This is a genomic window from Shewanella sp. SR43-8 (assembly GCF_014163775.1).
In the GTDB taxonomy this organism is placed as follows: Bacteria; Pseudomonadota; Gammaproteobacteria; order Enterobacterales; family Shewanellaceae; genus Shewanella; species Shewanella vesiculosa.
The window spans coordinates 403,788-425,496 of record NZ_JACJDX010000001.1 but is presented as its reverse complement, the minus strand read 5'-3'; the positions used below and the strand labels follow the sequence as shown (position 1 = coordinate 425,496).

19 protein-coding genes are annotated in these 21,709 nt (G+C 40.9%); 11 read left to right on the top strand and 8 right to left on the bottom strand.

What is annotated here, in order from left to right; all coding sequences use genetic code 11:
• The first annotated feature begins 66 nt into the window (after positions 1 to 66).
• Together H5114_RS01805 and H5114_RS01800 are read left to right on the top strand one after the other, a co-directional pair.
• On the top strand, positions 67 to 909 hold the full coding sequence (locus tag H5114_RS01805) for an HDOD domain-containing protein (protein WP_182697881.1): 843 nt from the start codon (positions 67 to 69) through the stop codon (positions 907 to 909).
• A gap of 121 nt (positions 910 to 1,030) precedes the next feature.
• Complete coding sequence (locus H5114_RS01800) at positions 1,031 to 2,542, top strand: bifunctional diguanylate cyclase/phosphodiesterase (RefSeq protein WP_182697882.1); 1,512 nt, start codon at positions 1,031 to 1,033, stop codon at positions 2,540 to 2,542.
• Positions 2,543 to 2,566: 24 nt separating this feature from the next.
• Here the strand turns inward: H5114_RS01800 and H5114_RS01795 are convergent, their stop codons facing one another.
• The 7 genes from H5114_RS01795 to ettA form a co-directional block, all read right to left on the bottom strand.
• On the bottom strand, positions 2,567 to 2,998 hold the full coding sequence (locus H5114_RS01795; RefSeq protein WP_182722038.1) for a thioesterase family protein: 432 nt from the start codon (positions 2,996 to 2,998) through the stop codon (positions 2,567 to 2,569).
• A gap of 35 nt (positions 2,999 to 3,033) precedes the next feature.
• A complete protein-coding gene (locus H5114_RS01790; protein ID WP_259395205.1) occupies positions 3,034 to 3,930 on the bottom strand; it encodes an ABC transporter substrate-binding protein in 897 nt (298 codons plus the stop codon).
• Positions 3,931 to 4,255: 325 nt separating this feature from the next.
• Positions 4,256 to 4,729 carry an NYN domain-containing protein gene (locus H5114_RS01785; RefSeq protein WP_124017604.1) on the bottom strand — a complete coding sequence of 158 codons (474 nt, stop codon included), beginning with the start codon at positions 4,727 to 4,729 and terminating at the stop codon, positions 4,256 to 4,258.
• A 16-nt stretch (positions 4,730 to 4,745) separates the two neighbouring features.
• Positions 4,746 to 7,850 (bottom strand): multidrug efflux RND transporter permease subunit, encoded by a 3,105-nt coding sequence (locus H5114_RS01780; RefSeq protein ID WP_182697884.1) that lies wholly within the window; start codon positions 7,848 to 7,850, stop codon positions 4,746 to 4,748.
• Positions 7,850 to 8,935, bottom strand: a complete 1,086-nt coding sequence (locus H5114_RS01775) for an efflux RND transporter periplasmic adaptor subunit (RefSeq protein ID WP_404948333.1) — start codon at positions 8,933 to 8,935, stop codon at positions 7,850 to 7,852. Before H5114_RS01775 ends, H5114_RS01780 begins: the two co-directional genes overlap by 1 nt.
• 279 nt (positions 8,936 to 9,214) lie before the next feature.
• Positions 9,215 to 10,450 carry a hypothetical protein gene (locus H5114_RS01770; protein WP_182697886.1) on the bottom strand — a complete coding sequence of 412 codons (1,236 nt, stop codon included), beginning with the start codon at positions 10,448 to 10,450 and terminating at the stop codon, positions 9,215 to 9,217.
• A 330-nt stretch (positions 10,451 to 10,780) separates the two neighbouring features.
• Complete coding sequence (ettA, locus tag H5114_RS01765) at positions 10,781 to 12,448, bottom strand: energy-dependent translational throttle protein EttA (protein WP_124017600.1); 1,668 nt, start codon at positions 12,446 to 12,448, stop codon at positions 10,781 to 10,783.
• 261 nt (positions 12,449 to 12,709) lie between these two features.
• Between ettA and glyA the strand changes: the two genes are divergently transcribed.
• The 9 genes from glyA to H5114_RS01720 all read left to right on the top strand — a co-directional run bounded on the left by glyA (position 12,710) and on the right by H5114_RS01720 (position 20,222).
• Positions 12,710 to 13,963, top strand: coding sequence for a serine hydroxymethyltransferase (glyA, locus tag H5114_RS01760; RefSeq protein ID WP_182697887.1), 1,254 nt, complete (start codon positions 12,710 to 12,712; stop codon positions 13,961 to 13,963).
• A gap of 114 nt (positions 13,964 to 14,077) precedes the next feature.
• Complete coding sequence (nrdR, locus tag H5114_RS01755) at positions 14,078 to 14,527, top strand: transcriptional regulator NrdR (protein ID WP_124017598.1); 450 nt, start codon at positions 14,078 to 14,080, stop codon at positions 14,525 to 14,527.
• Positions 14,528 to 14,583: 56 nt separating this feature from the next.
• Positions 14,584 to 15,729: a bifunctional diaminohydroxyphosphoribosylaminopyrimidine deaminase/5-amino-6-(5-phosphoribosylamino)uracil reductase RibD gene (ribD, locus tag H5114_RS01750; RefSeq protein ID WP_182722036.1), complete on the top strand. Its 1,146-nt coding sequence runs from the start codon at positions 14,584 to 14,586 to the stop codon at positions 15,727 to 15,729.
• A 63-nt stretch (positions 15,730 to 15,792) separates the two neighbouring features.
• A complete protein-coding gene (locus H5114_RS01745) occupies positions 15,793 to 16,452 on the top strand; it encodes a riboflavin synthase (protein WP_182697889.1) in 660 nt (219 codons plus the stop codon).
• A gap of 113 nt (positions 16,453 to 16,565) precedes the next feature.
• On the top strand, positions 16,566 to 17,669 hold the full coding sequence (ribBA, locus tag H5114_RS01740; protein WP_182697890.1) for a bifunctional 3,4-dihydroxy-2-butanone-4-phosphate synthase/GTP cyclohydrolase II: 1,104 nt from the start codon (positions 16,566 to 16,568) through the stop codon (positions 17,667 to 17,669).
• 123 nt (positions 17,670 to 17,792) lie between these two features.
• A complete protein-coding gene (ribE, locus tag H5114_RS01735; RefSeq protein WP_011636512.1) occupies positions 17,793 to 18,269 on the top strand; it encodes a 6,7-dimethyl-8-ribityllumazine synthase in 477 nt (158 codons plus the stop codon).
• 13 nt (positions 18,270 to 18,282) lie between these two features.
• The gene (nusB, locus tag H5114_RS01730; protein WP_101085664.1) at positions 18,283 to 18,687 is read left to right on the top strand and encodes a transcription antitermination factor NusB; all 405 of its coding nucleotides are present in this window, start codon (positions 18,283 to 18,285) and stop codon (positions 18,685 to 18,687) included.
• A gap of 87 nt (positions 18,688 to 18,774) precedes the next feature.
• Complete coding sequence (thiL, locus tag H5114_RS01725; protein ID WP_165870152.1) at positions 18,775 to 19,731, top strand: thiamine-phosphate kinase; 957 nt, start codon at positions 18,775 to 18,777, stop codon at positions 19,729 to 19,731.
• Complete coding sequence (locus tag H5114_RS01720) at positions 19,731 to 20,222, top strand: phosphatidylglycerophosphatase A (RefSeq protein WP_182722034.1); 492 nt, start codon at positions 19,731 to 19,733, stop codon at positions 20,220 to 20,222. Before thiL ends, H5114_RS01720 begins: the two co-directional genes overlap by 1 nt.
• Positions 20,223 to 20,504: 282 nt before the next feature.
• On the opposite strand, the gene H5114_RS01715 is transcribed toward H5114_RS01720, so the two are convergent.
• A complete protein-coding gene (locus tag H5114_RS01715) occupies positions 20,505 to 21,647 on the bottom strand; it encodes a hypothetical protein (protein ID WP_182722033.1) in 1,143 nt (380 codons plus the stop codon).
• Positions 21,648 to 21,709 lie beyond the last annotated feature (62 nt).

Genomic DNA, 21,709 nt, shown 5'->3' with positions numbered 1-21,709 from the left:
AATCGCAAATGTTATCGCTTTGGGTATATAATCCAACATCAGTGGCTATTTATTTATGGAGACCTCATGTCTACGGAACATCAACTCTTGGTTGGACTATTAAAAAAGCTTAAAGATGATGCTTTAGTTTTACCAACACTGCCCGAAGTGGCCATGCGTGTTCAAGAAGTCGTGTCTCGTCAAGATTCAAGCCTCAAGCAAGTTGCTGACATTATTGGTCAAGATGCCGCTATTTCAGCGCGCATTATCAAAGTTGCCAACAGTGCTTTATATTCTCGTGGTAACAAAGCTGAAAATATTAATGCCGCTGTGAGTCGTATTGGTTTAGTACAAATTAAATCTATTACCACATCTGTTGCCATGGAGCAGTTATTTATCTCCACTAACGAAATGGTGTGGGAGGTGATGGATGAAGTATGGAAAACCTCTATTGAAGTGACAGCTTCCTCCGGTGCCATGTTAGAGATGTACAATAAACGTCACCCGAGTAAAAAATTAGACCGTGATACGCTTACTCTAGCTGGTTTAGTGCATAATATTGGTGCATTACCAGTATTAACCGAAGCGGAAGTTCATCCTGAGTTATTTAGCCGAATTGATGATTTACGCAGTTTAGTGCGTAAGATGCAGGGCCCTATTGGTCGCGCCGTATTAAAAACATGGGATTTTGCTCCTGAGGTAATGGAAGTGGTCGAACGATGGGCTGATCTTCATTACATGCCTGAAAAAGTATCTTATCTCGACTTTATCCGTTCGGCTGCATTTTACACGGGTGAACTGCGTGCCGGTGAAGAATTAGCTGAAAGATTGGGCGTCTTTGCACAAAGAGGCTTGCCTGTTACTGCAGAAGATCTTGCCAGTGATGAGTTCATTGATATGTATCATTCAATTAAGCAAAGTTACGAATAGTAGTATGTTGTGCTTATTTCACTGATATTATCAAATGAGTCAAACACAGATGATTAATATTAGTGATGTATTTTTGCGTTGAATACTGTGATGATTAAAATTGCAACATGATGAAGACTTAATGAATTACTTTTTGATAACGATGTTATGTATTATGGCGATCTTGCTGTGTAGCGTTGCACTTCTCTATTGGCGTCAGCATCGTTTTATTCAACAATTGACTCATTCGTTGCAATTACAATTACTTAATCAAGATTCATTCAACGTAGACTCAGCTTCAACTTCAACCTCATTAAAACCGCTCATTAACGTTCTTCACGACTTACATCAATCAAGCATCTTTAGTACCGAACGAGATAAGTTAACTGGCTTAGCTAACCGTGTCGGTTTTAAACGTAAAATGTTGTCTAAAATGCCCATGTCAGACGGCATGTTAGTGCTGATAGATATTCGACAATTTCGGTTTGTGAACGATTTGTTTGGTTTTTTATTTGGCGACAAATTTCTTAAAGCGTTTGCGAAGCGGATCGATAACCTTAATTGCAAAGCACAGTTTATCGCTCGAATGAACGGAAATGAGTTTCTATTGTTTTTTCACCAAAAATTGACAGTTGAGCAACTGCTTGAAATCAAGAGTGAATTACAAAAACCGTTTGAAATTGAACAGCAACCCATCAGTATCAAAATACAATTGGGTGTATTGTCATTAAGTGAACATCATGCCGAGGTCAGTTTGATGCTGCGCCGCTTAGATTTGGCATTAAAAAAAGCCAAAACATTAAAGCAAGCCATGGCATTTTATGATCAAGATGATGATAAAGCCCAATACAGAGAATTATTAATTATCAATGGCTTGCCTAAAGGGTTAAAGCAAAATCAGCTGTTTATGGTATTCCAACCCAAGTTAGATTTAAAAAGTGGTCACTGTAAGCAGGTTGAAGCGTTAATTCGTTGGCAGCATGACAGTTTGGGATTAATTTCGCCTAATGAGTTTATTCCATTAGCAGAACAAACTGGAATGATTAATATTTTGAGTACTTGGGTGTTAGATAACGTGCTAGCTCAACAAGTTAAATGGCGCAACACAGGGGTTTACGTTAATGTCGCCATTAATTTATCTTCTACTGATTTAGATAATCCCAATCTTGCCGCTGATGTTGCAAGCAAATTAGCTCAATATCTGGTGCCAGCCGAATCGATTACGATTGAAATCACTGAAAGTGTTTTAATGAAATCACTGGCACAAACCATTGTGACCTTAAATCAATTACGCGATATTGGGGTTAAACTTGCGATTGATGACTTTGGTACTGGCCACTCTTCTTTGGCTTATTTGCGTCATTTACCCGTTGATGAAGTGAAAATAGATAAAGCCTTTTTAGATGAGTTTGAAACTTCACCAGCGGCAAAGCAAATTGTTAAGACGAGTATCGATCTCGCTAAAAATCTGGGTTTTGAAGTGACGGTTGAAGGGGTTGAATCTAAGACAGTATTGGAAGCATTACATCATTTTGGGGTGGATACCATTCAAGGTGATTATTTTGCTAAACCATTTACTGCCAGTGAGTTTGAGCACATATATCCGCAACTTAATTACCCACTCATCAGCTCTGCTCAAATTAACCAGCCATAAATTGTTATCTATAGCGCTAATGTCTTAAATCCCCTTGGATAGATGGGTCATTAATTCTGTCGGCATGGGCGCAAGTTGACGTTTCTGGTTCATACAGACCATTTCTATCGTTGCCGTCACTGCTGGTTTTTTCGCATTAGGTCGCCATATTTCCTGTTTCCACACTGTACGGTACTTACTTTCAAAATAAAATTGAGTGCGTACATCAATAATATCAGCAAATTCAACGCCATCGTGACATAACATATCACTGCGATAAACAGCAAAACCCAATTGTTTTTGTTGCCAAAGTTGGCTGAGGATCTCTGCACCAATAACATGTTCACGAGCACGTTCGAAATACTTCAAAAAATTTGGATGATACACCACTCCTGAAAAGTCAGTATCTTCATAATAAATTTGTACTGAAAAAGAGTGCACTGGGCTGTATTGTTGTTGCGCAGGGACACGACTCATTACACTATGACCTTATGTTATTTACTGTGTTGCTATTAATCATTTAGGGGCAGAAGTAATTGCTGGTATTTACCCTGTTTTTTTAGTGCTATTAGTCCTTTGTCGAGTAACTCACTAAGGTGTTTTGATTGCGGATTAAGTTTAGAAAAAGCGACAAATATTTTACTGGTATGATTGTTAAATTTAGCTTGTATATCATTGTTAACTCCCATCCGCTTGATGTAAACGTCAGCAACAAGATCATACATGATAGCAGAGTCAATTCTGCCCACTAGTAACAAATTAGTTAATTGGCGTTGGCTATCTACAGTGATAACTTGGAGCTTTCGTTTTTCTACCAGTGTTGTGAATTCATCTCCATACTCATAGCCATTGATAATACCTATGGTGCTTTGGGTTGGCAGTTGCCATTTATTTTTTGCAACCGTAGGATAATCTTTGGCAAAGAAAAAAGAAGCCGTTATGGTAAAAAGAGGTTCATTACCGAAAACAAATCGGTCAATTGTACTTTGCTCTCTGGTAACATTAAATACGCCATCAACCGAGCCTCGTTCAGTCATAATTAATCCGCGAGCATAAGGGACTACAATAGTTGAGATGTTAACATCAACTTGCTCAAAAGCATGACGGATAATGTTGTGGGAAATACCTCGACCAAATTCATCAGCAAAGGGTGGCCAGCTATCTTCAGCGGCTAGCGTAATTGATAATGGTTGTGCCACGGTATTGTGTATAGAAAGGAAACTGACAATAGTCATTAATATTAAAAATAAGTAATGTATTGATAAGCCAGAATATTTTGGCAGTAAAATGCAATCAAAAAGTACATTTTTTTGATATGTTGACGACATATAATCCTTTATCGAACAGTCCTGTAATGGCAAGGCAATAATAGCACTTCTAGCAATAAAGTGATATTTCATGTTTTTCATCATCAGTCCATTCTGTGAACTTTTAGTGATTAAGCGCTTGTTATATAAATTTTTTCGATTACCGATAAGCGTAATCGGCACCCGTTACTGTATTCTTATATTTGATAAATTAACCTGGCTTAAATCCATTTGATACTGACCAATATCATTGAAGTTAAACTGCATCGGTTTGTTAATTTATACGGCTATTCTATTGTGTTAGAACTTATGCAGTGTTGCTGTAATGGACTACAGTAATGTGGCGCTAAGTTGTGGCTAATGAGGTTTTTAGCACGCAAGGGTCACTTGGTATCGCTGATTGGCACAAGCTTACGTTTTATATTATCTAGATCAATAATGGTGCTTCGATAGCGGTAAATTGTTGGCATTGATCGGTTAAAGATTTTGCTGTGAGGCGCTCAACACTTAATACGTGGGTATAGCATGTGGTTGTTTGGTTTATCTTTTTGAGTAATAAATCAAAATCACCATCACCAGAGAGTAAAATAACTTCATCTACCGTGGGCGCTATCTCGAGCATATCGATGGTGATCCCCACATCCCAATCTCCTTTAGCCGAACCATCACTACGCTGAATATAGGGCTTAGTTTTTACGTTAAAGCCAATGTGTTTTAGCGCGTCTTGAAACTTTACCTGTCCATCATCAGCTGGCGCAATAGCATAAGCGATAGCATGAGAAATGTTCCCTCGTGCCGATAACTGCTTATACAAGGCTCGGTAATTAAACGAACGACCAAAACCTTGCTTACAGGTGTAATAAATATTTTGCACATCTACAAATACGGCAAGCGTTGTCATTATTACACCTGAAAAATTAAGGCTTTTGCGCTTGTTGAGCGGCAATAGCATTATTAAGTTGTTCTTCTACAAACCCAGGAGAGTGGGTTGACGAAGAAATAAGTCGGTACATTGCGGGGATCACTAATAAAGTTACCATGGTCGCAAATGCCATGCCAAAGAATATCACAGTTCCAACAGCAATACGGCTTTCACTCCCTGCGCCGGTAGAGACGATCAACGGTATTGCACCAATTAATGTGGTGAATGCCGTCATTAATATCGGCCGTAAACGACGTGCTGATGCATCAATAATGGCATTGTCCAGCGATAAGCCTCGATCGCGTAATTGATTGGCAAACTCGACAATTAAAATCCCGTTTTTAGTGACCATACCAATTAACATTATCATGCCTATTTGGCTGTAAATATTCATCCCTTGATGGGTAAGCACTAAACCTATAAAACCACCAAAAATGCCCATAGGAACGGTAAACATTACCACCGCTGGGTTGATGAAACTTTCAAATTGAGCTGCCAATACTAGATAAGCAATCAGCAATGCTAAACCAAACACTATCATTACCCCGGATTGATTTTCTTTAAAATCTTTTGACTCACCTGTGTAAGCAATAGAGATATCGCTGGGTAGCAATGTTATTGCGCGTTGCTCTAAAAAGTCTAGCGCTTCCCCAAGGGTATAACCTTCACCTAAATTGGCTTTGATGGTGATCGATTTTTGTTTATTGGTATGACTTAATCTTTGTGGCGAGGCGACTTCTTCAACATGAGTGACAGTATCAAGGGTAATGAGTTGGCCTCTGCTTGAGCGGAAGTAAATCTTGCTAAGATCAGTGATACTATTAAAGCTGTTTTCATCACCACGAAGGTAGACATCATACTCTTCACCGCGTTCGACAAACGTTGTCTCTTTGCGTCCACCTAACATAATTTCTAATGTGGTGGAGATTTCTTCCACACTGATACCGAGTTCAGCAGCTCGCTGTTTATCAACAGTAACAACCAGTTCTGGGGTTGTTTCCGCATAATCTAAATCAGCCCCTGAAAGCATAGGACTTGCATCAGCCTCTTGTTGCAGCACTTGAGCCCATTTGAATAACTCCGAATAGTCAGAGCCTCCGAGCACAAACTGCACCGGTTCACTGGATTGACCTCTAAATCCTGGCAGCATAGGGCGTACCATCACATCGGGAATATCTTTTAAGGTTTGAGCGATTAATGCCAGTGCTTGTTTAATATTAGTGTCACGATCTTGCCAATCTTCCAGCTGGATGATGGCAAATCCTGTTTGGTCTCCGGCTCGACCACCAAATGCCGGCGCTTCAACACTGAATGATTTCACTACACCTTGACCTAACAGTGGCATCAATCTACTTTCAACAATATCCATGTTGGCGATCATACGATTATAACTGGTGCCTTCGGCGCCTTTAATAAACGCAAATAACACGCCGCGATCTTCTTGTGGTGACAGCTGTGAAGGGACTTGTTGCATCAGCATGTAGCTACCACCAATGCAGGCGATGATAATCAGCGGTGCTGCTATACGCCAGCGTAATGCCCATTTAACCAGTCTACGATAACCTCGCTCCATACGGGCAAACCCATTATCGATAGCAATATTAAAACGATTTTTCTTCACATTGGCTTTTAAGAGTTTACTGCTCATTACTGGCGTTAGCGTTAGGGCGATAAGTGATGAAAACAGCACCGACATCGCCAGCATCACCGAAAACTCGGTAAACAGTAATCCAACCATGCCATCCATAAATGAAATAGGTAAAAACACCATTACCAAAACTAGTGTGGTGGAAATAACCGCAAAGCCAACCTCGCGCGTTCCCTTATAAGCAGCGAGGATCGGTTCTTCACCTTGCTCAATATGGTGGAAGATATTCTCAACGACTACGATAGCGTCATCAACCACCAGTCCAATAGCTAAAATCAGTGCCATTAGGGTTAATAAGTTAATTGAATAACCTAAGCTGTATGCTGCTATAAATGCAGCAATTAATGATACCGGAACCGTCACCGCAGGAATAAGCGTTGCGCGCACTTGTCCGATAAAAATGTACAACACCAGGATAACCAGTACCCCAGTAATAAACAGGGTGTTGTATACCTCATTAATTGAGCGTGCAATAAACACGTTAGCATCATAATCAACAATCAGTTTTGTGCCTTCTGGCAGGAAACTCTGCACTTTATCGACTTCTTGTTGTACTCGCGTCGAGATGTCTAATGGATTGGCATCTGATTGTGGCACTATGCCGAGACTTAAGTTAACAATGCCGTTACTTTTAAAGGTCGAGTTTTCATTCTCTGCACCGACAAACACGCTTGCGACATCTTTAAGGTAAATCGGTGTGCCATCATCTGCGGTGTGAACCACTAGATAATTAAAGTCTTCTGGGCTGTAATAGAGTCGTTTCGTTCTGACTGACATGACGGTCGTGTCATTGCGAACTTCACCACCGGGTGTTTCAAGGTTTTCAGTATTTAATGCACTGATAATGTCGTTGGTGGTAACATTTCTACCGGCCATTAATTGCGGTTTTAGCTGCACATACATGACTTTGTATAAGCCACCAGAAATATTAACCGAACTCACACCAGTAATTAAGCTAAATCGGTCTTCTAATACTCGCTGGGCGTAATCGGTCAGCTGAGTTCGGTCCATATTTTCAGAGCTTAAGTTGACGTAAATTGATGGCTCACCCGTGCCATTATCTTTCGATACAATAGGATCGTTTGCTTCATCAGGTAAGCGACGTTGAGCTTTTGCTACGGCGTCACGGACGTCACTTACGCCTTCAGTTAAGTCCCAACCCAGCTCAAATTTGATTGAAATACGTGACATGCCATTTCGAGTCGTTGAGGTGATTTCATCAATACCACTAATACCTGTTAATTCATCTTCGAGATTTTTAGTGATTTTACTTTCCATTATCGTCGCCGATGCACCGCTATAAGTGGTCATCACTGTTACGACAGGATTTTGCACGTCGGGCATTTCTCTCACTGACAGTTTGGAGAAAGATACTAAACCAAATACGCACAGCAACAGACTTAATACAATCGCAACAACAGGGCGCTTAACCGCCGTATCACTTAGCCACATTATTTATGCTCCTGTTGCACAGGAGACGTTTCCGATTGAGTCGCTAACTCTTTCACTTTGACACCATCACGCATGTTGACCAAGCCTTGAACTACGATGTGATCACCAATGTTGATACCAGATTCCAGTAAGACTTGGTCTTTAATTCTTGCGCCTAACATCACTTGGGTACGAGTAGCGATATTATGCTTATCGATCACGTAGACATACCGTTTTGTACCTGAATATTCAAGAGCTTGTACTGGCACTATTGGTGATGACACACTTGGAAATACTAGCGTAGCTGACATCATCATACCGGGCTTTAATTGACCCTTTTGGTTATCAAACTGACTGCGAATGTTGAGGTTGAGTGTGGCTGAATTCACACGAGGGTCAATGGCGATAATTTTGCCTGTGAAGGTGGTTTTATTCCAAGCTCTACTGGTCGCCTTGACTGACATTCCCGTGCTGAGTTGTGATAAATAATGCTCTGGCACTTGTAAGTCCAACTGAAGCACAGACAAGTCATCAAGTGATAATAGAGACTCATTAATGGTAACCATTTTTCCGCGACTGAAATTGACTAGGCCGGTATTACCCGAAAAGGGCGCGGTTAATGTATGGTAGTCAAGGTCAGTTTTGGCTGATTCTAGTCGGGCAAAAGCGATATCAACAGTCGATTTTTGCGCTTCTATTTCAGTTTGGGTAATGGCGTTAACATGGATTAACTTGTTAAATTCGTTAAGCTTGCGAACTTCATCTTGATAATAAGCTTGGGCTTCGGTCACGCTGGCTTTAGCTTTACGGTTATCAAGCGTCAGTAATGCTTGCCCTTGCTTGACGTATTGATTGGATGTGACTTCTATATTATCTATTTTGCCTGCAACTTGCGGGGCTATCATTACTGAGTGAGTCGCGACAAGCTTTCCTATTAAGGTAATTGATTGTGAAAGCTCATGTTGTTCAACGATGGCTGTGATAACAGGCACAACTTTTTCTGCGTGCATAGCCTTGGGCGCGGCGTCAACTGTGTGAACAAATCCAACATATCCCATAATCAATATGGTAGTTGAAAAAAGATATTGGCTAAGTTTTTTGATCATCTGAGTACACATCTCTATAAACAATAATGGAAGGTGTCGTTGCGCGACGACATTGGCTAATGGCTAGCCGGTGATTGATGTTTGGGTATTGTAATTATTTTTGCTTAATTGAGCGTAAAGTAATGTAAATCTTTCGATTTTCTTTGTAACAAGGCGCATATGAAGCAAGGGGGGCAACAATTAATCGTCACAAAAAAGCCATATCAGTTGATATGGCTTTTATTTAAGTGTTGGTTTCATCGCTAGAGCAAGATCTTCATTATGCCTGCAATATAACCATTACTTATTAACGGGTTCATTTGTAAACTCTATGTTTTGTTTTTTATTTGCTGGGGCAACACCCATAAAATATTCGTAGCTGTTATCTGATGAGTTCTTTTTGGCATCATCGTCACTTAGCTTAATACTGGTTTGGTCAGAGAATAGAGTGTACTTAGCTTTGGGTTGTTGTACTGAAGGCTGGACTTGTTTAGGCGCCTGCTTAAGGATAACGTTTTTCACCTCAGCCGTGTCCATTTTAGGTTTGTTACTGACTTTTTGAGTAGAAGCAACCTCATTGAATTTGTAGTTAAATACTCCATTACCTTCAATGTTTTCGACACTTGATTTATCTTGATTTTGGTATGAAGCTAAAATGCCATGTTTACCTAAAGGGATCTCGTGAAACAGTTTTTTACCTGTACCCACCTTGGTGCCATTTACATACCAATCAGCTGGAACATTACTGATTAACGTCACCATCGCCGATACTAAACCTAGTTTTTCATTCAGTATAGTGTCGATTTTGTTGTTATATGAAGGTTTAAATTTCATCGCGACTTTATAGTGAAGATCGCCTTTCATATTCATGTTGGCATCAAGCACTTCATATGACAATAAAACACTTTTATCGTTTAAAAATGGTGATTCATTGCGAGTATTAGATAAAATGCTGCTTTTAGACTCTTTCAAACAATCTGCGATAGTTTGGTATTTTGAACATTCAGTAGAGCCATTGATATTGACTGGCAAAGTACTCGTTGATTTTGACAAGTCTGCGATTAAACGATTCGTGATATCGGTTTTAAGTTTAAATAATTGCTGACTTTTAGTTGTGCGTTTATTATTTATTACTTCATATTCAGACAGTATTTCGACTTTTTCAGTTTCCAGAAGTTTACTGTCTTGCTCTGCTTTAAGGGTCAGTTCATCGACTAGATTGACAGAGTCTTCAATTTTTTTATAGGTATCTGCAAGCGCTGTTTTGGCTCGAATGACCTTAGGTAATTCTGTAATTAATTCGTTGTATCGATTTTGTTCTGCAACAATCGTTTTTTTTATATTTTCTATGTCGTAGGCTTTTTTATTAAGCTGTGAGAACTTGTCGTTAACTGTGATCAGCAGAGTATCAATATCATATTGATCTTCAATCTTATTGAGGGTCTGCTTTTCTGACGAGGTAATGACTTCGAGTGCCGCAAATGAGTTGCTAGCGTATAAGCACAATAAAGCAAGGCTGATTGAACCGTATCTCACTGATATCTCCATTAAATTTCTCTTCAAGCTAGAACCATCGACACTCTGTAATGCGCTGAGTGTAATCAGCAAAGAGTAAAATAATCCATTAATATTTTATGATACTGAAGTTATTTTGGCTTTACAAACAGATTTAGTGCATTACTTACAATAAATTGACAGTTTTTTGACACATGTTGATATTTCTACAGAGCATTCTCAATAATAACCTTTCACATACGAGCTAATATAATAAAGCAGAGCTTAGGGCTCTGCTTTATTCGATACTTCTATTTCAACACTATCACTCAAGCTTAACAATTGTTAACCATTTGTGTGCAAGTGTTTAGGTTACTTGTTTAAACGCTTGTATTTTAATCGATGAGGTTCAACGACATCGGTTCCTAAGGTATTCTTTAACCAAGTTGAATACTCAGTATAGTTACCTTCATAGAAGTTCACTTTGCCTTCGTCTCGATAATCCAGAATATGAGTTGCAATGCGGTCGAGGAACCAACGGTCATGAGAAATAACCATTGCACACCCAGGAAACTCTAATAAGGCTTCTTCGAGAGCTCGCAATGTTTCGATGTCTAAATCGTTGGTGGGTTCATCGAGTAGCAATACGTTGCCACCAGCTTGCAATAATTTGGCTAAATGTACTCGGTTGCGCTCACCACCCGATAAGGTGCCGATGATTTTTTGCTGGTCGCCACCACGGAAGTTAAAGCGGCCAACATAAGCACGGCTCGATATCTCGGTGTTGTTGATACGCATAATATCGTGACCGCCAGATATCTCTTGCCAGACAGTATTTTTATCATTCATTGAATCGCGGAACTGATCTACTGAGGCGATTTGAACCGACTCACCGACAGATATATCGCCACTGTCCGGTTGTTCATCACCTGAGATCATTTTGAACAAGGTTGATTTACCGGCACCGTTAGCACCAATAATACCGACAATTGCCCCTTTGGGGACAGTGAAGGTTAGGTCGTCAATCAGTACGCGGTCACCATATGACTTGGTTAAATTAGTTACTTCGATCACTTTATCACCAAGGCGTGGCCCTGGCGGAATGAACAACTCATTAGTTTCGTTACGTTTTTGATAATCGTTAGTGTTGAGTTCTTCAAAACGAGCCATACGGGCTTTGCCCTTAGACTGACGACCTTTGGCACCTTGTCTTACCCATTCTAGTTCTTTAGCTATGGTTTTTTGACGAGCGCTTTCGGTAGAAGACTCTTGCTGTAAACGGGCGTCTTTTTGCTCAAGCCAAGATGAGTAGTTGCCCTGCCATGGAATACCTTCACCGCGATCGAGCTCTAAAATCCAGCCTGCAGCATTATCTAAGAAATAGCGGTCATGGGTAATCGCCACGACTGTGCCAGTATATTCTTGTAAAAAATGCTCTAGCCAAGCCACTGACTCAGCATCTAAGTGGTTGGTCGGTTCGTCAAGTAATAGCATTTCAGGCTTTTCAAGTAACAAGCGACAAATTGCGACACGTCGGCGTTCACCACCAGAAAGTACAGCTATTTTTTCATCCCAATCGGGGAGGCGTAACGCATTTGCTGCACGTTCCAGAATATGATCAATATTGTGGGCATCTTGAGATTGGATAATAGCTTCTAGTTGACCTTGCTCTTTAGCGAGGGCATCAAAATCAGCATCGGGCTCAGCATAAGCCGCATAAACCTCATCTAAACGGGTTAGGGCATTTTTAGCTTCACTTAAGGCTTCTTCAACGGCTTCGCGAACCGTTTGTTGCTCATTTAAGCGAGGTTCCTGGGGTAAATAACCAATTTTCAGTCCAGGCATTGGGCGCGCTTCACCTTCGATTTCAGTGTCTATGCCGGCCATAATACGCAGTAATGTCGATTTACCTGAACCGTTTAAGCCGAGCACACCAATTTTGGCGCCAGGAAAGAAGCTTAATGAAATATCTTTTAAAATCTGCTTTTTAGGCGGGACAATTTTACCCACACGAAGCATGCTGTATACAAACTGAGCCATAATAATACTGTCTAATTGTCAATAAAGATGATGATAATTCTACTGTATTATAGGCTGAACTCAACAGGCAATTGTGTGATTTACTCCTGAGTGTTTTTTCGGCCACATAAGATCTAAAATTTGCCAGTCTATTGGCATAAACATGAATCGTTTTGTATTCAGAACACAGTGAATTTCATGTTGTTTATACTGTAAATCATTATCGTTGCAGAGTAGAATACGCCGCAACCCTACTATATAGATAATGATGTTGGAGCTACCATGTTGAAGAAAGCGATGAATATTGCGGATTATGATCCAGAATTATTTAAAGCCATTGAAGATGAAACTTGTCGTCAAGAAGAACACATTGAATTGATTGCATCTGAAAACTATACCAGTCCACGTGTGATGGAAGCGCAAGGTTCTCAGTTAACTAACAAGTATGCTGAAGGTTATCCAGGTAAGCGTTACTATGGTGGGTGCGAATACGTTGATGTGGTTGAAACATTAGCGATTGAACGCGCAAAAGAATTATTTGGTGCCACATATGCCAACGTGCAGCCTCATTCTGGTTCACAAGCTAACAGTGCGGTATTTATGGCGCTATTAAAGCCAGGTGACACTGTATTAGGTATGAACTTAGCCCACGGCGGTCACTTAACTCACGGTTCACCAGTTAACTTTTCCGGCAAGCTTTACAACATCATTCCTTACGGCATCGACGAATCAGGTAAAATTGACTATGACGAAATGGAACGCTTAGCTATTGAGCACAAGCCTAAGATGATGATCGGCGGTTTTTCGGCATTTTCAGGCATAGTCGATTGGGCTAAAATGCGTGAAATTGCTGATAAAGTTGGTGCTTATTTGCTTGTTGATATGGCTCACGTTGCTGGCTTAGTGGCTGCAGATGTTTATCCAACGCCCGTGCCTCATGCACACGTTGTGACCTCAACAACCCATAAAACATTGGCTGGTCCACGTGGCGGTATTATTATTTCTGCTGCTAATGATGAAGACTTATATAAAAAGTTGAACTCAGCGGTATTCCCTGGTGGCCAAGGTGGCCCTTTAATGCATGTTATCGCCGGTAAAGCGGTTGCATTTAAAGAAGCATTAGAGCCAGAGTTTAAAGTATATCAACAGCAAGTTGTTAAAAATGCCAAAGCTATGGTAAGTGTGTTTTTAGATCGTGGTTACAAAATTGTTTCTGGCGGTACAGAAAACCATTTAATGTTGGTTGATTTAATTGGCCGTGATTTAACGGGTAAAGAAGCAGATGCTGCATTGGGCAATGCCAACATTACCGTGAACAAAAACTCAGTACCTGATGATCCACGTTCACCGTTCGTCACCTCTGGTGTTCGTATTGGAACACCAGCAATTACTCGTCGTGGCTTTAAAGAAGCAGAAGCGAAAGAGTTAACCGGCTGGATTTGTGACATTCTTGACGATGCATCTAATGCCGAAGTGGCTGAACGAGTGAAAGGTCAAGTGTTGGCATTATGTGCTCGATTCCCTGTATACGGTTAATCGTCTCTTGATGTCTGTTGAAAAGGTTTAGGTTAACCTTGCTCAACAAATAGGATAAACTTTAATGGCCGCTAATTGTTAGCGGCCATTTTGTTTTTTTCTGCAGGAGGCTCAATGCATTGCCCTTTTTGTAGCGCGACCGATACCAAAGTTATAGATTCTCGATTAGTGGCTGATGGTCACCAAGTTCGTCGCCGCCGGGAATGTACCGAATGCCATGAGCGTTTCACTACCTTTGAGGGTGCAGAATTAGTGATGCCCAGAGTGATTAAACGTGACGGTACTCGGCAACCCTTTGATGAAGAAAAGCTCCGTGGCGGCATGCTGCGTGCCGTTGAAAAACGTCCTGTATCAATCGATGAAATTGAACAAGCATTGACTAAAATCAAATCAACGCTGCGCGCAACGGGCGAACGCGAAGTTAATTCTGAAATGATTGGTAATCTTATGATGGAACAGTTGATGAACCTTGATAAAGTGGCTTATATCCGCTTTGCATCAGTTTATCGAGCATTTGAAGATGTATCACAATTTGGTGAGGCCATTGCCAAATTACAAAAGTAATGGCGAAAAATATCATCTTTTTATGACGGCATCTGAGCAATAAGAGATTACCTAATATGGCTAACTTTTCTACCTTCGACATTCAAATGATGAGCCGTGCGATAGCACTCGCCGAGAAAGGTCGTTATACCACTCGGCCAAATCCTTGTGTCGGTTGCGTCATTGTCGCCAATGGTCAGATTATCGGTGAAGGTTATCACCAGCGTGCAGGCCAAGGCCACGCCGAAGTCAATGCGCTTAAAATGGTTCGCGATAATGGCTTTTCGGCACAAGATGCTACCGCGTATGTCACTCTTGAGCCGTGTAGCCATTACGGCCGCACACCACCTTGTGCTTTAGGCTTAATTAATGCCAAGGTCGCTCGAGTTGTTATTGCTGTTACCGATGCCAATCCACAGGTTGCTGGCCGCGGTATCAGCATGTTACGTGATGCAGGTATTCAAGTTGATATCGGATTACTGACAGAGCAAGCTTATGCGCTAAATTTGGGCTTCATGAAGCGGATGAAAACTGGCTTGCCTTGGGTGACAGTGAAAATAGCCGCCAGTTTAGACGGTAAAACAGCCCTGTCGAATGGAGTGTCAAAGTGGATTACCGGTGACGCTGCCAGGGCAGATGTGCAAAAGTACCGAGCTAGGCATTGCGCATTAATCACTGGGGTTGAAACTATTCTTGTTGATGACCCTAGCTTAAATGTCCGTTATGAAGCGCTCGGTGAATTAACCACTTATCATACGCAAGAAGACATATTCCAGCCTTTAAGGGTGGTGCTTGATAGCCAAGCTAGATTAACGTCAGCCCAGCAGTTATTTTCGATTAAAAGTCCTATTTTACTGGTTTCAGGCTGTGCATATTCTGACAAGGTCAAAATTGACTTTCCACAGCACGTTGATTTTCTGCAATTAGAGTGTGACTCGTCAGGTAGAATCCCTTTGTTAGCTTTGCTAACGTATTTAGGTCAGCATAGCAATAGCGTATTAGTTGAAGCTGGGGCAACGTTAGCCGGCGCATTTGTTGCTCAAGGTCTCGCTGATGAAGTAGTGCTTTATCAGGCTGCTAAACTTTTAGGCAGCCATGGACGTAATATGTTGCAGCTACCCGATTACAGTGCGATGGATCAAACACCGTCGTTGCAATTAATCGATGAGCGTAGCATTGGACAAGATAAGCGATATATCCTTAGATATAATCAATCGTATTAATGTGCGAGTGCTTAGGCGAAAACCCGAGCAAGAGCAAAGTTTATAAGCAAAAAGTGAGTCATTATGTTTACTGGGATAATCGAAGCCCTTGGCACATTACGTAAAATTGATCGAAAAGGTGACGATATTCGCTTAACGGTTGCTAGCGGTAAGCTAGATTTAACCGATGTAAAGCTAGGTGACAGCATTGCGACTAATGGTGTGTGTTTAACGGTTGTTGAACGTTTAGGTGATGGTTATGTTGCTGATATATCAGCTGAAACTGTCGCGTTAACCGGTTTTAGTCATTATCAAGTCGGCCAAAAGGTTAATCTTGAAAAAGCGGTTACGCCAACCACAAGGTTGGGTGGGCACATGGTCAGCGGCCACGTGGATGGCATCGCAAAAGTAGAGCAATGTGCTTATCGAGGTAAAGCGCTTGAGTTTTGGCTATCAACACCAGCGCAATTAAGTCGTTACATCGCTCACAAAGGTTCGATTACCATTGACGGTGTTAGTTTAACCGTCAATGAAGTTGATGGTCATCGCTTCAGATTAACCATAGTGCCTCATACTGCGGGCGAAACTACGCTGGTGCATTTGAAAGTCGGTGATAGCGTTAACATTGAAGTGGATTTAATTGCCCGTTATTTAGAACGATTAATGCAACCAGAAGCTCACCATGCACAGCCTTCATCGGGCGTGACCATGGAATTACTCGCTAAATCAGGTTTTTTGCGTTAGTTGTTGCCGTAAAATATCATTCGTACCCAGTACCCGAAGTATAAAAACACACGGTATAAACAGATTTAATGCCTAAGGTTTAAATCGAATACTTAATCAATAAAGGTCTGACAATGGCGCTACATAGCATAGAAGAAATCATTGAAGATATTCGTCAAGGCAAGATGGTTATCTTGATGGATGATGAAGACAGAGAGAATGAAGGCGATTTGATTATGGCCGCTGATAAAGTGACGCCAGCTGCAATCAACTTCATGGCCACTTATGGCCGCGGATTAATTTGCCAAACCATGACCAAAGAGCGTTGTCAGCAGCTTAACTTACCTTTAATGGTGACCAACAATAACGCCCAGTTTTCAACTAATTTTACGGTTTCAATTGAAGCAGCAACTGGGGTGACCACAGGTATTTCAGCCCATGATCGTGCTGTAACAGTTCAAGCTGCCGTTGCTAAAGATGCTAAAGCCTCTGATTTGGTTCAGCCTGGACATATTTTTCCATTGATGGCGCAAGAAGGCGGGGTATTAACTCGTGCTGGCCATACCGAAGCCGGTTGCGATTTAGCGCGCTTAGCAGGATGCGAACCGTCAGGCGTGATAGTTGAAATATTAAACGAAGATGGCACTATGGCTCGCTGTCCGGATTTAGAAATATTCAGTGAAAAACATGGCATTAAAATAGGCACTATTGCCGACTTGATTGAGTACCGTAATACCAACGAAACCACAGTTGTTCGCGAAGCTCAGTGTAAATTACCTACTCGTTTTGGTGAGTTTACTATGGTGACCTTTAGAGACACTATTGATAATCAATTACATTACGCCTTGATTAAAGATGAAGTAAAATCAAATTGTTTGGTGCGTGTTCATTTACAAAACACCTTCAATGATTTATTGCATTCTGAACGTGATCAAAAGCGCAGTTGGCCATTAGAAAAAGCCATGGCAAGGATTGCTTTAGAAGGTGGTGTTTTAGTGTTGCTGGGTAATGATGAACATACAAGTAACTTATTGGCCAAAGTCAAAGCGTTCGAAGCTGAAGACAATGGTCAATCTCCAGCGCCAGCAATGTGGCAAGGAACATCTCGTCGTGTTGGCGTAGGCTCGCAAATTCTGTCGAGTTTAGGTGTTACGACTATGCGCTTATTAAGCTCACCAAAACGTTACCATTCACTGTCGGGTTTCGGTTTAGAAGTGACTGATTATATAGCTGAATAATTTTAGCTCGTGGTAAATTTAACAATTTCATTAATTGCATAGCGCTCAGGGCTTTTGGCTGTGATATTATAACGCCTCTTTTTGCCCCGAGCCGGGTGCTTTAGCTAATTTAGGTAAGATAGAATGAACGTAGTTCAAGGTAATATCGAAGCGAAAAATGCCAAAGTGGCGATCGTGATCTCGCGATTCAATAGCTTTTTAGTTGAAAGTCTGCTTGATGGTGCAATAGACACATTAAAGCGTTTTGGCCAGGTTAGTGACGACAACATTACTGTTGTTCGCGTCCCTGGTGCAGTTGAATTACCCCTTGCCGCAAAGCGTGTTGCAGCAAGTGGCAAGTTTGACGGTATCATTGCATTAGGTGCTGTCATTCGTGGCGGAACACCTCATTTTGAATTTGTTGCTGGTGAATGTAATAAAGGTCTTGCACAAGTTGCATTAGAGTATGATCTTCCTGTTTCATTTGGTGTATTAACCACAGATACCATTGAGCAAGCTATTGAGCGCTCAGGTACTAAAGCAGGCAATAAAGGTGGCGAAGCAGCCCTTAGTTTGCTTGAAATGGTTAATGTACTGCAACAACTAGAACAACAGCTGTAATAGTAGGAAAAGTATGAAACCTTCAGAGCGCCGTAAGGCCCGCCGTTTAGCCGTTCAAGCCATTTATTCATGGCAGTTAAGTAAAAACAAAGTTGCTGACGTAGAACATGAGTTTTTAACTGAACAGAACACTGACGGTGTTGATGTCGCTTATTTTCGTGAGTTGTTAACTGGTGTAGCATCAAAAACATCGCAAATTGATGAGCTATTAAAGCCGCATCTTGATCGTAATTTTGAAGAAGTGTCACCAGTAGAAAAAGCCATTGTGCGTCTGGCAACTTACGAGTTGACCTTCCGTAAAGATGTGCCGTTTAAAGTGGCGATTAACGAAGGTATCGAGTTAGCGAAAGCGTTTGGTGCTGAAGATAGTCACAAATTTGTTAACGGCTTGCTTGATAAGTTAGTGAAGCATAAGTAACACCAGAACGGTATCTTCGGATACCGTTTTCATTTGTTGTTAATGGTTTCAAAATTAAGGTGGACGGTTTTCCGTACCAGACTGAATGTGAAAGAATTCCAACTCATTGAACATTACTTCCGCAATAAAGGCCAAAAAAGGCGCGATGTTGAATTAAGCATCGGCGATGACTGTGCGTTAGTGAATCCTGCAGACAATAAATCCATTGCGATTTCTTGTGATACTCTCGTTGAGGGGGTTCATTTTTTAGCCGACATCCCCGCCCATGCTTTAGGGTACAAATCGTTAGCGGTTAATCTTTCTGATCTTGCTGCTATGGGGGCGGAACCTGCTTGGTTTACCTTAGCTCTCACACTACCTAGCGTTGATCAACCCTGGTTAGCCAGCTTTAGTGAAGGCTTATTTGAGATTGCCGAATACTACGGTATAGCCTTAATCGGCGGCGATACGACTCGGGGACCGCGCAGCATCAGTATCACCATTAATGGCCAAGTGATAAAAGGCACTGCCTTGACTCGTGCTGGTGCCAAAAATGGCGATTGGATATACGTCACTGGTACTTTAGGTGACTCAGCCTTGGGTCTTGATATTCTCAGAGGTGCCCAAAGCGTCAATACTGAAGATAAAGAATACCTGATTAATCGACATTATTACCCCACACCCCGAGTCTTGGCTGGTCAAGCACTGCGAACGCTTGCAACAAGTGCTATTGATTTATCTGATGGCTTAATATCCGATATTGGTCATGTGTTAACTGCATCTAAAGTGGGAGCGACAATCGATGTAAATAAAATTCCGTTATCAAAATCAATCAAAGCCAACCTCAGCCGTGAAGATGCTTTAAGTTATGCATTAACTGGCGGGGAAGATTATGAGCTGTTATTTACTGTACCTGAGTCACAGCGCGGTGCAATCAATACTGCTTTGATCCATGCTGGGGTGAAATTCGTTAAAATTGGTCAAATCTGCGCCGGTGATAAATTAAAATTAGTCGATGATGGCCAGGAATTTAACCTCATTTCACGTGGCTTTGTACATTTCTAATGAGACTATTAACCCAAGATAAATTTGTTAAAAAGCTGTCATTAGCACATCCAATACACTTTTTGGCACTAGGCTTTGGCAGTGGTAAAGCAGCAAAAGCGCCGGGTACCTTTGGTACTTTAGCTGCGATACCTTTAGTGCTTTTGATGCAACAATTAAGCTTAACCCATTACCTCATCATTACCTGTATTAGCATGCTTGCTGGATTCTATATTTGTGGAAAAGCTGCTAAGGACATGGGGGTGCACGATCATGGTGCTATTGTATGGGATGAAGTTGTTGGATTGATGATTACCATGATTGCAGCGCCTTTAGGTTTTATGTGGTTAGCACTTGGTTTTGTACTATTTCGCTTTTTCGACATTGTTAAACCATGGCCTATCCGGTGGCTCGATGCCAAAGTGCATGGTGGTTTTGGGATAATGATTGATGACGTATTAGCGGGTGTATTTTCGTTAATCGGGGTGCAACTTGCGGTTTATTATTTATAAGTAACCTGAATTTTGGATAACAAACGACTATCAAAAAGTCCTTTGTTTTCCTCACTGAGTTGATAGGCTTGTTATCGATGCATTCAGTCGCAAGATGCTGAATCTTGTTAAAATAATAAGTTTAGCGCGCGAGGTGGCAAAATAAGTTCATTTTTATTACCTTCTCATCTTTATCTCGATTTCAGGTTAAGCACTTTATATAAAGATTTATAAAACAAAAAAGAGCCCATTTGTGCTCTTTTTTGCTAACGGCATTTAATAAAATCAGTCGAAGTGAATTTATTAAGATGATGTTTCGGTAAGTAGATTAGCGCGCAATTGCTCTAACTCAGTATTGATATTAGTTAATCGTTGCTTATAATCTGTTTCATAAACTGTGCAGTTAAATAATTTACCAATCGGGTTGTAGCGTGACATCCATAATTGCTTTATATAATTGTCAAGAGAGCAGTAATCAGGCTTTATGACCGTGTGAGCAGAGCTCGTTGAAACCGGTTCCTTTACTAAGCTTACAATATACTCAGCCATAAGGTTGTCACTGTCTGTGGGCTTGTACAAAGCATCTGCTAGCCATTTTTCATAAAAGGCGACTTCATCAGACTGCACTTCAATTAGCATTTGTTCTCTGACATTATGAGCAAACTGCCATTCACCAGAAAATACTCTCTCAAAATCGTTGTTAGTTAATTCGAATGGCGTTTGCCAAGTGGTGACTTTATTTACAAACGCGCTATCGAGTGTCTTAGCTACAGTGCTGGCAAAGTTAAGTTGAGATTTGATGACGCTAACGGCAATCATATGGTTGACTATAGAGCGAGATGAGTGATAAACCATATTCCAGAATTGAGCATCTGCAGTTAAAAATGTTAACAAGGCCTCATTGGCATTAAGTTTAGTGGCCCCGTCAAAGTTGATTAAAACGCTAAGTTCACTGATTGCTCGTAAGTTAAGTAGTGGTAACCATTTAAATAGACTCTCAGGTGTTAAATACTGAATATCTTCTTGCCAATAAGGCATTTCAATCAGCTTGTTATAATGAGTGATATTGGCTTTATGTGCCTTAATTGTTTGTAAAATACTATCGTTATTTTTTTCAATAAATTCATTACAGCTTGCTACATCTGTTTGATAACACGATTTTTTGTAATCGCTTAATAGTTGATTTTCTTCATCATTGAAACTTAATGTCGTGGCCATTTCTTTCGCCGTTACATCCTCAATAGTGCCGCTAAAAGCTTGCAAATATACAAAACCATTTTGGGCAGGGTCAATCGATTGTTGTTTTAACCAAGTTTCAACTAAAAGCGTGTTAGGTGACTTTGTTCTGTCTGTAGCGTTAATGGCCACTAAACAGACAACAATAAATACTAATAAGCTGCAAATTAGTCCGACAACAACACCCAAGCCCTTTATTACTTTGATCATTATGATTTATCCGTAAATCCATGTTAACTTTACGTTAACATATTGATTTACTTTTTATAAGT

Bases quoted from the DNA above. Each gene is read 5' to 3' on its own strand.
- H5114_RS01775 (WP_404948333.1), bottom strand. From the start codon at position 8,935: ATGATCAAAAAACTTAGCCAATATCTTTTTTCAACTACCATATTGATT.
- H5114_RS01780 (WP_182697884.1), bottom strand. From the start codon at position 7,850: ATGTGGCTAAGTGATACGGCGGTTAAGCGCCCTGTTGTTGCGATTGTA.
- glyA (WP_182697887.1), top strand. From the start codon at position 12,710: ATGTTGAAGAAAGCGATGAATATTGCGGATTATGATCCAGAATTATTT.
- H5114_RS01720 (WP_182722034.1), top strand. From the start codon at position 19,731: ATGAGACTATTAACCCAAGATAAATTTGTTAAAAAGCTGTCATTAGCA.
- ribD (WP_182722036.1), top strand. From the start codon at position 14,584: ATGGCTAACTTTTCTACCTTCGACATTCAAATGATGAGCCGTGCGATA.
- H5114_RS01715 (WP_182722033.1), bottom strand. From the start codon at position 21,647: ATGATCAAAGTAATAAAGGGCTTGGGTGTTGTTGTCGGACTAATTTGC.
- H5114_RS01795 (WP_182722038.1), bottom strand. From the start codon at position 2,998: ATGAGTCGTGTCCCTGCGCAACAACAATACAGCCCAGTGCACTCTTTT.
- H5114_RS01805 (WP_182697881.1), top strand. From the start codon at position 67: ATGTCTACGGAACATCAACTCTTGGTTGGACTATTAAAAAAGCTTAAA.
- ribBA (WP_182697890.1), top strand. From the start codon at position 16,566: ATGGCGCTACATAGCATAGAAGAAATCATTGAAGATATTCGTCAAGGC.
- H5114_RS01790 (WP_259395205.1), bottom strand. From the start codon at position 3,930: ATGAAAAACATGAAATATCACTTTATTGCTAGAAGTGCTATTATTGCC.
- H5114_RS01785 (WP_124017604.1), bottom strand. From the start codon at position 4,729: ATGACAACGCTTGCCGTATTTGTAGATGTGCAAAATATTTATTACACC.
- H5114_RS01745 (WP_182697889.1), top strand. From the start codon at position 15,793: ATGTTTACTGGGATAATCGAAGCCCTTGGCACATTACGTAAAATTGAT.
- H5114_RS01800 (WP_182697882.1), top strand. From the start codon at position 1,031: ATGAATTACTTTTTGATAACGATGTTATGTATTATGGCGATCTTGCTG.
- ribE (WP_011636512.1), top strand. From the start codon at position 17,793: ATGAACGTAGTTCAAGGTAATATCGAAGCGAAAAATGCCAAAGTGGCG.
- nrdR (WP_124017598.1), top strand. From the start codon at position 14,078: ATGCATTGCCCTTTTTGTAGCGCGACCGATACCAAAGTTATAGATTCT.
- ettA (WP_124017600.1), bottom strand. From the start codon at position 12,448: ATGGCTCAGTTTGTATACAGCATGCTTCGTGTGGGTAAAATTGTCCCG.
- nusB (WP_101085664.1), top strand. From the start codon at position 18,283: ATGAAACCTTCAGAGCGCCGTAAGGCCCGCCGTTTAGCCGTTCAAGCC.